General features: G+C 31.4%; 15 protein-coding genes. 4 read left to right on the top strand and 11 right to left on the bottom strand.

Annotation, left to right across the window (positions count from 1 at the left end; translation table 11 throughout):
- Nucleotides 1–119: 119 nt before the first annotated feature.
- From BT107_RS04885 to BT107_RS04850, 8 genes are all read right to left on the bottom strand, one after another.
- Nucleotides 120–2,330 carry an NADP-dependent isocitrate dehydrogenase gene (locus tag BT107_RS04885; protein WP_072302621.1) on the bottom strand — a complete coding sequence of 737 codons (2,211 nt, stop codon included), beginning with the start codon at nucleotides 2,328–2,330 and terminating at the stop codon, nucleotides 120–122.
- A 660-nt stretch (nucleotides 2,331–2,990) separates the two neighbouring features.
- On the bottom strand, nucleotides 2,991–3,341 hold the full coding sequence (gene rplS, locus BT107_RS04880; RefSeq protein ID WP_072302620.1) for a 50S ribosomal protein L19: 351 nt from the start codon (nucleotides 3,339–3,341) through the stop codon (nucleotides 2,991–2,993).
- Nucleotides 3,342–3,481: 140 nt separating this feature from the next.
- Entirely contained in the window at nucleotides 3,482–3,802 is a 321-nt protein-coding gene (locus BT107_RS04875; protein WP_072302619.1) for a hypothetical protein, read from the bottom strand.
- The gene (trmD, locus tag BT107_RS04870; RefSeq protein ID WP_072302618.1) at nucleotides 3,795–4,475 is read right to left on the bottom strand and encodes a tRNA (guanosine(37)-N1)-methyltransferase TrmD; all 681 of its coding nucleotides are present in this window, start codon (nucleotides 4,473–4,475) and stop codon (nucleotides 3,795–3,797) included. Before trmD ends, BT107_RS04875 begins: the two co-directional genes overlap by 8 nt.
- Nucleotides 4,476–4,513: 38 nt before the next feature.
- Nucleotides 4,514–4,957 carry a GNAT family N-acetyltransferase gene (locus tag BT107_RS04865; RefSeq protein WP_072302617.1) on the bottom strand — a complete coding sequence of 148 codons (444 nt, stop codon included), beginning with the start codon at nucleotides 4,955–4,957 and terminating at the stop codon, nucleotides 4,514–4,516.
- 43 nt (nucleotides 4,958–5,000) lie between these two features.
- Nucleotides 5,001–5,630: a tRNA (guanine-N1)-methyltransferase gene (locus tag BT107_RS04860; RefSeq protein ID WP_072302616.1), complete on the bottom strand. Its 630-nt coding sequence runs from the start codon at nucleotides 5,628–5,630 to the stop codon at nucleotides 5,001–5,003.
- A 160-nt stretch (nucleotides 5,631–5,790) separates the two neighbouring features.
- Nucleotides 5,791–7,239, bottom strand: a complete 1,449-nt coding sequence (locus BT107_RS04855) for a glyceraldehyde-3-phosphate dehydrogenase (RefSeq protein WP_072302615.1) — start codon at nucleotides 7,237–7,239, stop codon at nucleotides 5,791–5,793.
- Between the two features lie 139 nt (nucleotides 7,240–7,378).
- Entirely contained in the window at nucleotides 7,379–8,779 is a 1,401-nt protein-coding gene (locus BT107_RS04850; protein ID WP_072302614.1) for a S1C family serine protease, read from the bottom strand.
- A gap of 118 nt (nucleotides 8,780–8,897) precedes the next feature.
- Here BT107_RS04850 and dapF point away from each other — a divergent pair, with 118 nt between their 5' ends.
- From dapF to BT107_RS04830, 4 genes are all read left to right on the top strand, one after another.
- The gene (dapF, locus tag BT107_RS04845) at nucleotides 8,898–9,671 is read left to right on the top strand and encodes a diaminopimelate epimerase (RefSeq protein WP_072302613.1); all 774 of its coding nucleotides are present in this window, start codon (nucleotides 8,898–8,900) and stop codon (nucleotides 9,669–9,671) included.
- Complete coding sequence (locus BT107_RS04840; protein WP_072302612.1) at nucleotides 9,665–10,189, top strand: GNAT family N-acetyltransferase; 525 nt, start codon at nucleotides 9,665–9,667, stop codon at nucleotides 10,187–10,189. The genes dapF and BT107_RS04840 overlap by 7 nt, the downstream gene beginning before the upstream one ends.
- A complete protein-coding gene (mltG, locus tag BT107_RS04835; protein ID WP_072302611.1) occupies nucleotides 10,189–11,232 on the top strand; it encodes an endolytic transglycosylase MltG in 1,044 nt (347 codons plus the stop codon). The genes BT107_RS04840 and mltG overlap by 1 nt, the downstream gene beginning before the upstream one ends.
- Before the next feature lie 162 nt (nucleotides 11,233–11,394).
- Complete coding sequence (locus BT107_RS04830) at nucleotides 11,395–12,048, top strand: hypothetical protein (RefSeq protein ID WP_072302610.1); 654 nt, start codon at nucleotides 11,395–11,397, stop codon at nucleotides 12,046–12,048.
- A 57-nt stretch (nucleotides 12,049–12,105) separates the two neighbouring features.
- Here the strand turns inward: BT107_RS04830 and BT107_RS04825 are convergent, their stop codons facing one another.
- From BT107_RS04825 to dnaA, 3 genes are read right to left on the bottom strand one after another with little or no spacing between them, the layout of a single operon-like run.
- Nucleotides 12,106–12,825, bottom strand: coding sequence for an SAM-dependent methyltransferase (locus BT107_RS04825; RefSeq protein WP_072302609.1), 720 nt, complete (start codon nucleotides 12,823–12,825; stop codon nucleotides 12,106–12,108).
- A complete protein-coding gene (locus tag BT107_RS04820) occupies nucleotides 12,818–13,288 on the bottom strand; it encodes a low molecular weight protein-tyrosine-phosphatase (RefSeq protein WP_072302608.1) in 471 nt (156 codons plus the stop codon). The genes BT107_RS04825 and BT107_RS04820 overlap by 8 nt, the downstream gene beginning before the upstream one ends.
- Nucleotides 13,289–13,297: 9 nt before the next feature.
- Nucleotides 13,298–14,722 (bottom strand): chromosomal replication initiator protein DnaA, encoded by a 1,425-nt coding sequence (dnaA, locus tag BT107_RS04815; protein WP_072302607.1) that lies wholly within the window; start codon nucleotides 14,720–14,722, stop codon nucleotides 13,298–13,300.
- Nucleotides 14,723–14,914: the final 192 nt, after the last annotated feature.

The following is a 14,914-nucleotide window of genomic DNA, read 5'->3' as shown; positions in this document are numbered from 1 at the left end:
GGTATGGTTTTTTGTAAAAATAACCACTTTATAGCCTATAAAATAATAGTTAACATTTATTTAAAACAAAAAGCCTTTTCAACTAAATGAAAAGGCCTTTTAAATTGTCTATTAATGTATTAGATATTATTAATAATACCGTTGAATGTTTTACTAGGTCTCATTGCCTCAGCTAAAATAGTAGGGTTAGGTAAGTAGTAACCTTCTATATTTACATTAGATCCTTGAGCGTTAATAAGCTCTTCTAGAATTTTATCTGTATTTTCTTTTAAAGCATTGTATACCTCTTTAAATTTAGTCTGTAACATTGGACTTTTAGTTTGGTTAGCTAAAGCTTCTGCCCAATATAATGTTAGGTAAAAATGACTACCTCTGTTATCTAGTTCGTTTACTTTTCTAGAAGGAGACTTGTCATTTAATAAAAACTTTTCAGTAGCATCACCAAGAGTTTCTGCTAAAACAAGTATGTCTTTATTTCCTGTTTTTTCTGCTTCGTGCTCTAAAGAAACCTCTAAAGCTAAAAACTCTCCTAAAGAATCCCAACGTAAATGACCTTCTGTTGTAAACTGCTCTACGTGTTTTGGAGCAGATCCACCAGCGCCAGTTTCAAATAAACCACCACCATTCATTAAAGGAACAATAGAAAGCATTTTTGCACTAGTACCAACTTCTAAAATTGGAAATAAATCTGTTAGGTAATCTCTAAGTACGTTACCCGATACAGAAATTGTGTCTTTACCATCTTTAAGTCTAGAAAGCGTATACTCTGTAGCTTTTAAAGGAGATAATATTAATATCTCTAAACCAGAAGTATCATGATTTGGTAAATATGTATTTACTTTTTTAATTAATTCAATATCATGTGCTCTTTCTTCATCTAACCAGAAAACAGCAGGCGTACCTGTAGCTCTTGCTCTAGAAACTGCTAATTTAACCCAGTCTTGAATAGGAGCATCTTTAACCTGACACATTCTCCAGATATCGCCAGCTTCTACATTGTGCTCTATTAAAATAGAACCATCTGCATCTATTACTTGTACTTTTCCGTTACTAGTAATTTCAAAAGTTTTATCGTGAGATCCGTATTCTTCTGCTTTTTGTGCCATTAGGCCAACATTAGGTACAGTACCCATTGTAGTAGGATCAAAAGCTCCATGTTTTTTACAAAAATCTATAGTTGCAGAGTATATTTCTGCATAACTACTATCTGGAATAACAGCTAAAGTATCTTGAGCTTTACCTTCTTTATTCCACATTTTACCAGAGTTACGAATCATAGCAGGCATAGAAGCATCTATAATAACATCACTAGGTACGTGTAAGTTTGTTATTCCTTTGTCAGAATTAACCATTGCTAAAGCAGGACCATTTTCTATAGTCTTTTCAATTTCAGCCTTGATTTCTGCTCCATTAGAAATTTTATCTAATTTATTTAATAAGCTTTCTAAACCATTATTTGGGCTAATACCGTTTTCTTCAAAAACTTTACCGTATTTCTTAAATACATCAGCAAAGAAAACTTCTACAGCATGACCAAAAATAATTGGGTCAGACACCTTCATCATAGTTGCTTTCATATGTAAAGAAAACAATACTCCAGCTGCTTTAGCTTCTTTCATTTGCTCTTGTAAAAAAGCTAAAAGTGCCTTGTTACTCATTACAGTAGCATCAATAATCTCGCCTTGTAAAAGAGCTAAGTTTTCTTTTAATACTTCTTTAGAGCCATCTTCTTTTGTTAAAACAACAGAAATATTTGTTGCTTTTTCTAAAGTAATAGATTTTTCGTTTGCTTTAAAATCACCCGAAGCCATTGTAGCAACTTGTGATTTAGAATCAGGACTCCAAGCACCCATAGAGTGTGGGTTAGCTTTTGCGTAGTTTTTAACAGCCTTAGGCGCTCTACGGTCAGAGTTACCCTCTCTTAATACTGGGTTTACAGCACTACCTTTAATCTTGTCATAACGACCCTTAATTTCTTTTTCTTTAGCATCCTTAGGATCGTCCGGATAACTAGGAATTGCGTAACCTTTAGATTGTAATTCTTCTATAGCTTCTTTAAGCTGAGGAATAGAAGCACTGATGTTTGGAAGTTTAATGATGTTAGCTTCAGGATTTTTTGCCAATTCTCCTAATTCTGCTAATGCATCTTCAATTTGCTGCTCTTTAGTTAAGAAATCTGGAAAAACAGCAAGTATACGTGCTGCTAAAGAAATGTCTTTTGTTTCCATTTTAATACCTGTAGTATTCGTAAATGCTTGTACTATAGGTAAAAAGGATTGTGTTGCTAAAGCAGGAGCTTCATCAGTTTTTGTATATATTATTTTTGGCATATTGAAATGATTTATTTTAAGCGTAGCAAATATACGATTTTAAGCTTTCTTAAGGAATGAGATATTTTTAAAAAACTGCTTAAAAAGCTAACTATAATATAATAAATCAATAAAAAACAAAAGCCATATCATTGTATTATATACATTGATATGGCTTTTAGAAACAATCTGTTAGCTTTTTTTTGTTTTATATTTTTTATAAAACGGCAACCATTGATTGCAGCCAATCTTGTTTCTACGTTTAAAACATAATGCAAACTTTCTATTATAACAAACTATGCTTTATGTTTCTTCTTGTTACTACTTTTAATATAGTATAAAGAATATGCATCTTTTTACGTAAATTAAAAGTTTACAATAAGGTTTTATCAACCCATTGTAAGCCTATTTGTTAAAGTAATTAAGCATGTGCATTAATTAGTTTATATGAGGTCTTATAACAATATAAAGAACGCTGCTTTATAGAAATCTACTGAACACTTAATCATTAAAAATGATATTCTTAGTAAATTACACTTAAAAATAAGTATTATATATTTTTAAACCTATTTTTTTAACATTTTATTTAAATAAGCTTTCCAAAATGTGTATGTGGTAATTATTTTAACAAAAAAAAGTCTACTGTTAAGTAGACTTTTTAATATTATAAAAGAAGTTGTATTATTTACGAACTTCTTTAATTCTTGCTTTTTTACCAGTAAGACCTCTAAAGTAGAAGATACGAGCTCTACGTACTTTACCTTTCTTATTGATTTCAATTTTTTGAAGTGCAGGTAAATTAACAGGAAAAATACGCTCTACACCAACAGTACCAGACATTTTACGTATTGTAAAAGTTTCTGTTGCACCGCTACCTCTTCTTTGGATAACTACACCTCTAAAGAACTGAGTACGTGTTTTTTCACCTTCCTTAATTTCGTAATACACAGTAATTGTGTCTCCAGCAGAGAATTTTGGAAAATCTTTTCTTGGAACAAATTCGTCTTCAACAAATTTAATTAATGCTTCCATCTTATGTTTTTTTATATAAGTTTATTAAAATCAACAGTTCACGGATTTCGCCAGAGGTTAATTTTAAATCGAGTGCAAAAATACATTATTAATTGTATATAGCAAGTTTTGTTTTCTGTTTTTTAAGCTAAAAGATAATTTTACGAATCTTTTTTTAGTTTAATTATAGCTAAAAGAAAACCGATTACAAAAATAATAGAAAATATACAGTTTACTACAGTTATACTATAGTTGATTAACAGAAAAAGATCTTGCTCTAGTTCTGCTGTATTAGCTAGTGCAGATAAAATAGGGTGTGCAATTATAACAAACAAATTAACGACGCTACCTATAATCATTAAAAAACCTGCTATTCCTCTTTTTTTGGTTGTATAAATTATTGAGCCAATAATTGTTGTAATGGCTATTATAGCATAAAATACAGAGGTAATTCCGTAGAGTAGTTGTAAATTATCAATCATTATCTAATAAGTCTGGTCTTAGTTTTTTGGTTCTTTCGTATGCTTGGTCTTCTCTCCATTTTTCAATTTTTGGAAAGTTGCCATTCAGTAATACTTCTGGTACTTTTAAACCTTTGTATTCTGCAGGTCTTGTGTATACTGGTGGTGCTAATAAATCATCTTGGAACGTATCTGTTAATGCAGATGTTTCATTATTTAAAACACCAGGAATTAATCTTATTATTGCGTCGCATAAAACTGCTGCTCCTAATTCACCTCCAGATAATACGTAATCTCCTATAGATATTTCTTTTGTAATTAAGGTGTCTCTTACTCGTTGATCTACACCTTTATAGTGACCACATAGAATAATTATATTTTCTACTAAAGATAGACTGTTTGCCATTCTTTGGTTTAATGTACTACCATCTGGTGTCATATAAATAACCTCGTCGTAACTTCTTTGAGATTTTAACTCGGTAATACATTTGTCTATAGGTTCTATCATCATTACCATACCAGCGCCACCACCAAATTGATAATCGTCTATTTGGTTGTAACTTTTGTCTGTATAGTCTCTTAAGTTATGAAAGTGTACTTCTACAAGACCTTTTTCTATAGATCTTTTTAAGATTGAAGCCTCGAACGGACTTTTTAATAACTCTGGTAAAACCGTAATAATATCTATTCTCATATTAAATTATTGGCAGCAAATATACAATTTAGATTTGGCTAATTGGCAGTCCAGAAATAATGAAAACAGTCTGCGTCTTTTTTCCAGTTTAATCTTTCGTATAATTTTTGAGCAGGGTTATCTATAGCTGTCTCTAGTGCAATGCCTTTATATCTTTTTTCTTTACAAAACTCTTTTGCTTTTAGAAGTAAAGAGGCACCAACTTTTTGCGACCTATAGTTTTTATCAACATATAAATCGTTTAAAATAAAAACAGATTTTAGAGAAACAGATGAAAAAGAAGTAAACAGTTGCGTAAAACCAACTGCTTTGTTATTTATAAAAGCAATAAAAACATAAGATTGATTTTGGTTTAGCCTCTCTGTTAAAAATTCTGTAGCGGCAACAAGGTTAGATTCTTGTTTGTAAAAAACTCTATAACTATTAAATAGTGGCGCTATTATAGAAACGTCTTTAACAGTTGCTTTTTGTATTACTACCATAGCTATAAAATTAAAAAAGCTCCTAAATTAGGAGCTTTTTATATTAAGATTTTTTGTGCTTGTTAAGTTCATCCATAAGCTGTCTGCTTATTTTTTGTTCTCGTTCTAAAGCTCTTCTTCTGTGATCTTCAAACTCAGTTTCTAATTCAGATAAGTTTGTTTTAGCTTCTTGTGTTAAAACATTACTTTTTCTAAACCTATATATAAATAGGAGTAATAAGGTTAATAAACCACCAATTATAGACCATAAGGTAAGATTGTAACTTACTTTAGAAACTTGCATTCCTAAAAATGACATACTATCTTTTTCTTCTGTTATAGCAGAAAGGTTTTTAGTAGTAGCATCTAATTTTTGGTTTAAATCACCAATAGTTGTTTCGTGTTCCTTAATGGTACTTTTTAATGATGCTTCTGTTTTTCCGTAGGCATTTAAAGAGTCTAGTACGTTACTTTTAAGTTTTGCTAAATTAGTAACTTTAACAACTTCGTATCTAACACCAGCAGCTCTATAATTACCAGATTTTTTAGCAACGTATTCAAATTGTGTTTCAATAGTTCCATTCTCTAAAGAAAAAGTTGTTTCCTCGTCTTCAGATTCTGTATCTTCTTGAGCATATTGTACGTTCCATACAAGTAGAGCAATAAATATAGGTAATAGCTTTAAGCCTTTCATATTGTGTTTTATTTTAAAAAATTCTAATAAGACGGCTAAAGTAATTTAATATTTTTAGATAAGAAAAAAACTCCGCTGAAACTTGAAGATAATTATAAGATTATACCTATAAATTTCTTCAATTTATGAGTTACAACGAAGTTTTCCAACACATAATCGATTAATAGTAGGTAAATCTCCTTACTTTAGAGATGTACTTAGCTAACCTTATTACTTGATGAGAGTATCCATATTCATTATCATACCAAATGTATAGAATAATGTTTTTTCCGTCTTTAGAAACTATTGTTGCAGGACTATCATAAATTGATGGTGCAGATGTACCAATAATATCAGAAGACACCAACTCGTTACTTAAAGAATATTTAATTTGTTCTACAAGATCACCTTCTAAAGCATATTTCTTAAGAATTGTATTTAAACTTTCTTTAGATGTTTTTGTATTAACATCTAAATTTAATATAGCTAAAGATCCGTTTGGTACAGGAACTCTAATAGCATTAGAACTTAGTTTACCTTCTAAACTTGGTAATGCTAAGCATACAGCTTTACCAGCACCAGTTTCTGTAATAACCATATTTAAAGCAGCTGCTCTACCACGACGGTATTTACTGTGCATGTTATCTACTAAATTCTGGTCGTTAGTATATGCATGTATAGTTTCTAAGTGTCCTTTTTTAACACCTAAAGAATCTTCTACAATTTTTAATATTGGAGTAATAGCATTTGTAGTACAAGATGCAGCAGAGAATATTTTTGTTGTATCTGGATTGTGTTCTAAATGGTTAACCCCGTGTACAATATTAGGAATGCCTTTTCCTGGAGCCGTTAGTAAAACTCTAGAAGCACCCTTAGACTCTAAATGTCTGCTTAAAGCTTCTTTATCTCTAAATGCACCCGTGTTGTCTATAACTAAAGCACTAATAATACCGTATTTAGTATAATCTATATCTTCTGGCTTTTGTGCAGAAATAATATGTACTGTTGTACCATTTATTATTAAAGCACTGTTTTCTACATCTATATCTATAGTTCCGGTGAAGTGACCGTGAACAGAATCTGTGCGCAAAAGACTAGCTCTTTTTTCTAAAATATCTTTGGTAACTGCACCTCTAGTTACAATTGCTCTTAATCGTAGCTGGTTTCCTTTACCAGTTTTAGCCATAAGCTCTCTTGCAACTAATCTACCAATTCTACCAAAACCATAAAGAACAACGTCTTTTGGCTTAATAGTTTTAGCTCCATTAGCATCTTTTAATTTGTCTAAAACAAATGCTTTTACGTTGCTATGGTTTTTATCATCTGCATGATATTCATAAGTTAATTTACCTATGTCTAATTTAGCAGGAGGTAATTTAATGTCGTTAATTGCTCTTAGAATTTCAACAGAATCAAAAATTGAAATAGGTTTTTGTACAAATTCACCCGCGTATTCATGCAGATTAATAATGTCACTAACATTTCTATCAATTATTTGATTTTTGAAAAGAACTACTTCAATAGACTTGTCATACCACAGGTTACTTACAATCTTGATAAACTCTGTAGTTGCTTTTCTACGGTCTGCTTGAAAAGCTAATTCCTTTTCATACGATTTACTGGCGCTCATTAAATATGATTTAAAATGAATTTAATTTTGCGCAAAAATACTATATTTCAAACGTTTTCGTAAAGTGTTTTGCAAAAAAAAATGCAGATTCGTTGAGTCTGCATTTTTTTTCGTTTAAAGGATAATTTTTTAATGTAGTTTATTGAAAGATAAGACGTTCTCTTTCGCCTTTCTCGTTTACCATAGTAATACTTGTATAGCCGTATTTCCCTATAGAACTAAAGAGATTTTTGGCATCGTAAACATTTTTAATTTCTTTTTTACCAACAGCAATAAGTACTTTACCTTCTAAATTATACATTCTGTATATTTCTGGTACGCCAATAATTTTTACCCCATTTTTGGTTTTAAATTTTTTACGATCTTTATCATTAAGGTTTTTAACCTCGAGACCTAGTCCTTCTATAATAATAGTTTGTCTTTCTTTTAAAATTACAGGTTTTATAATTTCTTCATCATCTCTTTTAATTGCTATTTGTATAGTGTCCCCAGGTCTTTTAGAAGATAGGTAGCCATTTAAATCAGCTAATTTATGTATTTCTACTTCATCTGTTTTTTTAATTATGTCACCACTTTGTAGTCCTGCTTCAAATGCACCAGAATCTTCTGTTACATCTTCAATGTAAACACCATCTACTTCATTTAAACCATTATCTAGCTCGTATCTAGAATTTGCTTTAGGAGTAGAAATTCCAAGAATTCCTTCTAAAACATTACCATACTCAATAATATCATCTACAACTTTCTTTGCTATGTTACTAGGTACAGCAAAAGAGTAGCCTACATAAGAACCTGTTCTAGAGGTGATAGCTGTGTTAATGCCAATAAGATCTCCGTTTGTATTTACTAATGCACCACCACTATTACCTGGGTTAACAGCAGCATCGGTCTGTATAAAAGATTGTGATTTATTGTTCATATCTAAATTACGAGCTTTTGCACTTATAATACCAGCTGTTACTGTAGATGTTAGGTTAAAAGGGTTACCTACGGCTAAAACCCACTCGCCAACTTTAGCATTGTTACTATCACCAAAGGCTAAGTAAGGTAATTTCCTTTTTGCATCAATCTTTATAAGAGCAATATCTGTATTTGGGTCTGTGCCTATTAATTCTGCAACGTAAGTTTTGTTGTTGTTTAAGGTAACTTGTAATTGTGTAGCATTATCTATTACGTGGTTGTTTGTTACAATGTACCCGTCTTCAGAAATTATAACGCCAGAACCTGTACCAACTTCTGGTTTTGCAGTAACATTTTGTCCGTAAAAGAATTTAAGAACACGATTCTGTTCTTCGTTTATAGATACATTTTTAACGTGTACAACAGCATTTACAGTATTCTCTGCTGCGGTTGTAAAATCTACCTCATTTATACCTGCACCTTTGTAAGAAACTGGCATATTACTGGTGGTAAAAGTAGAGGCGCTAGAATCTTGTGCTATAATATGATAATTCTGCTTCTCTAAAAATAATTTATATGCTCCTAATGTAATTGCACCTGCAAGTATAGAAACGACTAGTAAACCTGTTATCTTTTTCATAATCATTCAATATATTAACATTTTCGAAAGTAAAATTATCAATTTTATATTTTAAAAGATTGAATTTAACGTCTTTTTAACTGCTAAAAAAACCTTAACAAATTATATATTTGTGACTATGCAAATTACATTTTATAAATATCAGGGTACAGGAAACGATTTTGTAATGATTGATAACAGATTATTGACGTTTCCTAAACAAAATATAGAGCTAATAAATAAATTATGCGACCGTAGATTTGGTATAGGTGCAGATGGTTTAATTTTATTAGAGAATGATGAAAACTTAGATTTTAAAATGGTCTATTACAATGCAGATGGTAACGAGAGTACTATGTGTGGTAATGGCGGAAGATGTCTTGTGGCTTTTGCTAATTTTTTAGGAGTAATAAAAGATAAAGCTGCTTTTAATGCAGTAGATGGTTTGCATAATGCAACTATAAAGGACGGTATTGTAAGCCTACAGATGATAGATGTTGCAGAGATAAAGCAAAAAGATAGTTATTCTTTTTTAGATACAGGCTCTCCACATCATGTGCAATTGGTTTCTAATGTGACCGAATTTAATGTTTTTGCTGAAGGAAAAAAATTAAGATATGGTTTGTATGGTGCAGCAGGCAGCAATATAAATTTTGTTACTAAAAATGATAAAGGTTTTACGGTACGTACTTACGAAAGGGGAGTAGAAGACGAAACTCTATCTTGCGGTACTGGTGTTACTGCTGTTGCTTTGGCAATGCATAAAACAGGAAGTACAACAGATACTGTTATACCAATTAAAGCTATGGGTGGCGATCTAGAAATAAGTTTTGAGCCATCTAATGAAGGTTATAAAAATATCTTCTTAACAGGGCCTGCGACACAGGTTTTTAAAGGAGAAATAGAATGTTAAAGTTAAAAGGAGAGCGTATTTATTTGCGTGCAATTGAACCTAATGATTTAGATTTCTTGTATCAATTAGAGAATGATACCGGAATTTGGGAAATTAGTGGTACAATGGTGCCTTATGCTAAACATATATTAGAGTTGTACTTGCAAAACGCATATAAAGATATTTACGAAGCTAAACAGTTGCGTTTGTGTATTTGTGATACAGAAGATAATGTAATAGGCCTTGTAGATTTATTTGATTTTGACCCTACAAATAGAAAAGTAGGTTTAGGTATAATTGTTTCTGAAAAAAAGAAAAGAAATAAAGGTATTGGAGCAGAGGCGTTAGAATTAGTTTGTTCTTATGCTTTTAGTGTTTTGCATATGCATCAAATCTATGCTAATGTTTTAGAGGATAATGAAGCTAGTAAGCATTTGTTTAAAAAATTAGGTTTTGTTGCTGTTGGTATAAAAAAAGATTGGATTTTTGCCAACGGAAATTTTAAGGATGAAATATTATATCAAAAGATAAATAACTAATGTATATAAAGAAGATTTTAATAGCAGTTTTACTAATAGGCTTAGTTGGTTGCAGTGTATTTGCTTATATGGTTTATGGTGTGTTTTTTACAGCTAATACCAACTTTAATAATAATGAAGCTTATGTTTATATTAAGTCTACAGATAAATATGCAGATGTTAAAGAGCAATTAGCTCCTTTACTTAAAAATATAGAGGATTTTGAATCTGCTGCTAAACGTAAAGGGTATACTTCTAATATTAAGTCAGGTAAATTTGGTGTTAAAAAAGGAATGAACAATAACCAGATTATTGGAGCTTTGCGTAGCGGTAATATACCTGTAAAGGTCTCTTTTAATAATCAGGAAAGAATAGAAGATTTAGCAGGTAGAATTTCTGTGCAAATAGAGGCAGATAGTTTGTCTTTGTTAAATGCATTTAATGATGCGGAATTTTTAAAAGCAAATAGCTTTACTAAAGATAGTAGGCTGGCTATGTATATACCTAATAGCTATGAGTTTTACTGGAATACATCTGCAGAAGGGTTTAGAGATAAAATGCTTGCTGAATATAAGCGTTTTTGGAATGAAGATAGAAAAGCTAAAGCTAAGTCTTTAGGTTTAACAGAGAATGAAGTTGTAGCTCTTGCTGCCATTGTGCATAAAGAGACTGTAAAAGTAGATGAAAGGCCTAGAGTTGCTGGTGTGTATTTAAATAGATTAAGAAAAGGAATGTTGTTACAGGCAGATCCTACTGTTATTTATGCATTAAAATTACATCAGAATAACTTTCAGCAAATTATTAAAAGAGTACTATATAAGGACTTAGAATTAAATTCGCCTTACAATACATATATGTTTACGGGATTGCCACCAGGACCAATTGCAATGCCAGATATTTCTGCTATAGATGCGGTGTTAAATTCGGAAAAACACGACTATTATTACTTTGTTGCTAACGTAGAAAACTTTGGTTATCACAAGTTTGCGAAGAATTTATCGCAACATAACCGAAATAAGGAGCAGTATATCCGATGGATAAACAAGCAAAAGATTAACAGATAGTCACTTTATCCGTTAATTGGTGCCGAATATCCTAAAAATCTCATATTTTATGCTTTTTTAACATTTTGAGAACAATATGAGAGGTAAATTTGCACCCGAGAAATTTAAGCAGCCTTAATATTAATTTAATATTAGACCGTTAGTCTTAAGAAATAAAACTATATGAGAAAGTGGATTAGTAAATTAATCCCCCTAATCATGATTTTTATTTTAACGAGTTTTAGTTACAATATAATGGTTCCTAGTACAGCCAAAGTAACGTTACCTAAAACGCTTAAAATAAATGAACCTACTGAAGTTTTGTACCCCAAATACAAAACTACTGTTGATGATGATGAAATGCTGAGTGTTAATCCGCCTTTTTTAGGAGATTCTTACACGGCATTTAAAGAAGCTCTTGCATTTAAAGAGTCTCAGGGAGATTATTTTGTGACAAACACATTAGGATACTTAGGAAAGTATCAGTTTGGAGCAGAAACACTGCAGTTACTAGGGGTTACAAATGTGGCATCCTTTTTAAGAAATCCAATCTTGCAAGAGAAGGTATTTTATACCAACTTGTCTAGAAACAAATGGATTTTGCGTAGAGACATTAAACGATTTGCAGGTCGTAAAATAGCTGGATTAGATATTACTGAATCTGGAATTTTGGCAGCAGCTCATTTGGCGGGACCAGGAAACGTAAAGAAATTTTTACGTTCTAGAGGAACACGCACAGTGCAAGATGCATACGGTTCTAGTATTAGTTATTACATGAAAATTTTTTCAGGTTATGATGTATCTGCTGTAAAGCCGGTAAGAAACCCGAGAATTTAAAAGTACTACATAATTTAAAAAGCCTAACAATTTTAATTGTTAGGCTTTTTTTTATTTCTATGAATGAAAAATAAAGATTGTTGGTCTTTTATTTAAGTCTATGCTTATTTTTTTCCAGTCCGCTATTGTGTTTGTAGCTATTTGCTCTGTTGGGAGTGTTATGTCTGTTGCAATGCATAAAAGCGTTTGGTTGCCTAGTGTTTTTAAGAACTCGGCAAGTAGCTTATCATTTCTATAAGGTGTCTCTATAAAAATCTGTGATTGGTTTAGTTCTTTAGAGATGCGTTCCATTTTTTTTATGGTCGATTTTCTTTCGCCACCATCTATTGGTAAATATCCGTTAAAAGCAAAACTTTGTCCATTTAGTCCGCTTGCCATTAGAGCTAAAAAAATAGAAGAAGGGCCTACTAAAGGAACTACCTGTATTTTTTTTTGATGCGCAATTTTAACAACATCTGCTCCGGGATCTGCAATTCCTGGGCAGCCAGCTTCAGATATTATTCCTATATTTTTGCCTTCTAAACACGGATCTAAAAAACTAGGGATACTTTGCGGATCTGTAAATTTATTTATTAATTCTATATGTAGACTAGGCTGAGATTTTCCGGAGCTTATTTTTTTTATAAATCTTCTGGCTGTTTTCTCGTTCTCTACAATATAGTAATCTATGTTTTCTATAGCGCGTTTTATAGAAATTGGCAACACTTCTAATGGTTCGTTATCTCCTAATGTGGTAGGTATTAAATATACTTTTCCTATTTTGGTTGTGTTATCCATTAGTTTGTTGGTCTTTAAGTGTTTTGGCTATATTGCTGCAGGCTTGGTCTATTAGGTTGTAAACATCTTCAAAACCACTATCTCCTCCATAATAAGGATCTGGCACTTCGTTAACATTTGTGTTTATGTAGCTAAGTAATAATTTTACCTTGGCTATTTGTTCTTCGTTTTTGGCTAGTGCAATTACATTGTCATAATTGCTTTTGTCCATAACATAAATAGTAGTAAACTCTTTAAAATCTGCAGCTGTAAACTTCCTGCAAACTTGCTTGCTTATGTCTATACCGTATTTTTTGGCAACAGCAATAGATCTAGGATCTGGAGGATTACCAATATGGTAACCGGCAGTACCAGCAGAATCTACAAAAGTTGTATTAGGGTTAACCTTGTTTTTAAGGATTCCCTCTGCCAATGGCGACCTACAGATATTTCCTAGGCAAACCATTAGTATTTTTGTTTTCATCTTAAGAATTTAAGAGAATTTTTTAGTAAGATCTTCTATGTATTTACGAAACTGCTTATCTGTTTCTGCTAAATTATCTACAGTTTTGCAAGCATGTAATACAGTAGCATGATCTCTTTTTCCTATTTGAGAGCCAATACTGGCTAAAGATGCTTTTGTAAATCTTTTTGCAAAGAACATTGCTAATTGTCTAGCTTGTACAATATGCCTTTTTCTTGTTTTAGATTGTAATGTAGAAACATCCATTTCAAAATAATCTGAAACTACTTTTTGTATGTAGTCTATAGATACTTCTCTTTTTGTGTTTTTTACAAATTTCTCTACAATCTGCTGCGCAAGCTCTATTGTAATTTCTTTTTTGTTGAAAGAAGATTGAGCTATTAAAGAAATAACAGCACCTTCTAGTTCCCTGATGTTAGATTTGATGTTTTTAGCAACATAATCTATAATTTCTTCAGGCATTTCTACACCGTCTCTGTAAAGCTTGTTTTTCAATATAGAAACCCTAGTTTCATAATCAGGTGTTTGTAGCTCTGCAGATAATCCCCATTTAAACCTAGATAACAAACGTTGTTCTATGTCTTGCATATCTACAGGAGCCTTATCAGATGTTAAGATTACCTGTTTTCCGTTTTGGTGTAAATGGTTAAAAATATGAAAGAATACATCTTGTGTGCCAGACTTACCAGATAGGAATTGTACATCATCAATAATTAAAATGTCTATTAATTGATAAAAATGAATAAAATCATTTCTTGTATTCTTTTTAACTGACTCTATGTATTGTTGTGTAAACTTTTCAGCAGAAATGTATAAAACAGTTCTTTCTGGGTATTTATCTTTTATTTCTACGCCAATAGCATGTGCTAAATGCGTTTTACCTAAACCTACACCACCAAATATTAATAACGGATTAAAAGAAGTGCCTCCTGGTTTGTTAGCTACTGCCATACCAGCAGATCTAGCTAATCTATTAGAGTCACCTTCTAAAAAGTTATCAAAATTATAGTTAGGGTTTAGTTGAGATTCAATTTTTATATTTCTAATACCAGGAATAACGAACGGATTTCTTAATTCTGGATTTTTAGATTTTATAGGAACATCTAATTCTTGTGCAGAAACGGTACTTCTGTTAGAGCTAGGTATTTTTTCAGTGAATGGTTCTCTGTTACCGTACGTGTTTTCCATTCTAATAATGTAAACCAACTTAGCGTTTTCTCCTAGTTCTTTAGTAAGAGATACTTTAAGTAGTTTAACATAGTGCTCTTCAAGCCATTCGTAAAAGAATTTACTAGGCACTTGTACGCTCAAAGAATTATCGGATAATTTAACGGGTTTTATAGGTTCAAACCATGTTTTGAATGCTTGGGGTTGAATGTTGTCTTTGATGAAAGACAAACAATTATTCCATACTGATTCTGCAGTAACACTCATTATTTGATAATCTTTTTTTTGGTTAGTATTTTTGTTCTCGCTGTAAGAAAATGGGAAATAGTGACTCTCTTATCAGGGGAGGCAAATATGTGAACAAAATTCCTAAAAAAAAAATCAATTACTATTGAATTTGAAGTTTTTTTTTCGCATGTTGCATACTCAATATTTACATCCTTTAAATATATAATTTTT

It is taken from the genome of Cellulophaga fucicola, assembly GCF_900119145.1.
GTDB classification, from domain to species: domain Bacteria; phylum Bacteroidota; class Bacteroidia; order Flavobacteriales; family Flavobacteriaceae; genus Cellulophaga; species Cellulophaga fucicola.
This window is presented reverse-complemented; position numbering and strand designations above follow the sequence as displayed.

Bases quoted from the DNA above. Each gene is read 5' to 3' on its own strand.
- BT107_RS04825 (WP_072302609.1), bottom strand. From the start codon at position 12,825: ATGGATAACACAACCAAAATAGGAAAAGTATATTTAATACCTACCACA.
- BT107_RS04830 (WP_072302610.1), top strand. From the start codon at position 11,395: ATGAGAAAGTGGATTAGTAAATTAATCCCCCTAATCATGATTTTTATT.
- BT107_RS04820 (WP_072302608.1), bottom strand. From the start codon at position 13,288: ATGAAAACAAAAATACTAATGGTTTGCCTAGGAAATATCTGTAGGTCG.
- BT107_RS04860 (WP_072302616.1), bottom strand. From the start codon at position 5,630: ATGAAAGGCTTAAAGCTATTACCTATATTTATTGCTCTACTTGTATGG.
- BT107_RS04850 (WP_072302614.1), bottom strand. From the start codon at position 8,779: ATGAAAAAGATAACAGGTTTACTAGTCGTTTCTATACTTGCAGGTGCA.
- trmD (WP_072302618.1), bottom strand. From the start codon at position 4,475: ATGAGAATAGATATTATTACGGTTTTACCAGAGTTATTAAAAAGTCCG.
- rplS (WP_072302620.1), bottom strand. From the start codon at position 3,341: ATGGAAGCATTAATTAAATTTGTTGAAGACGAATTTGTTCCAAGAAAA.
- BT107_RS04840 (WP_072302612.1), top strand. From the start codon at position 9,665: ATGTTAAAGTTAAAAGGAGAGCGTATTTATTTGCGTGCAATTGAACCT.
- dnaA (WP_072302607.1), bottom strand. From the start codon at position 14,722: ATGAGTGTTACTGCAGAATCAGTATGGAATAATTGTTTGTCTTTCATC.
- dapF (WP_072302613.1), top strand. From the start codon at position 8,898: ATGCAAATTACATTTTATAAATATCAGGGTACAGGAAACGATTTTGTA.
- mltG (WP_072302611.1), top strand. From the start codon at position 10,189: ATGTATATAAAGAAGATTTTAATAGCAGTTTTACTAATAGGCTTAGTT.
- BT107_RS04885 (WP_072302621.1), bottom strand. From the start codon at position 2,330: ATGCCAAAAATAATATATACAAAAACTGATGAAGCTCCTGCTTTAGCA.
- BT107_RS04855 (WP_072302615.1), bottom strand. From the start codon at position 7,239: ATGAGCGCCAGTAAATCGTATGAAAAGGAATTAGCTTTTCAAGCAGAC.
- BT107_RS04865 (WP_072302617.1), bottom strand. From the start codon at position 4,957: ATGGTAGTAATACAAAAAGCAACTGTTAAAGACGTTTCTATAATAGCG.
- BT107_RS04875 (WP_072302619.1), bottom strand. From the start codon at position 3,802: ATGATTGATAATTTACAACTACTCTACGGAATTACCTCTGTATTTTAT.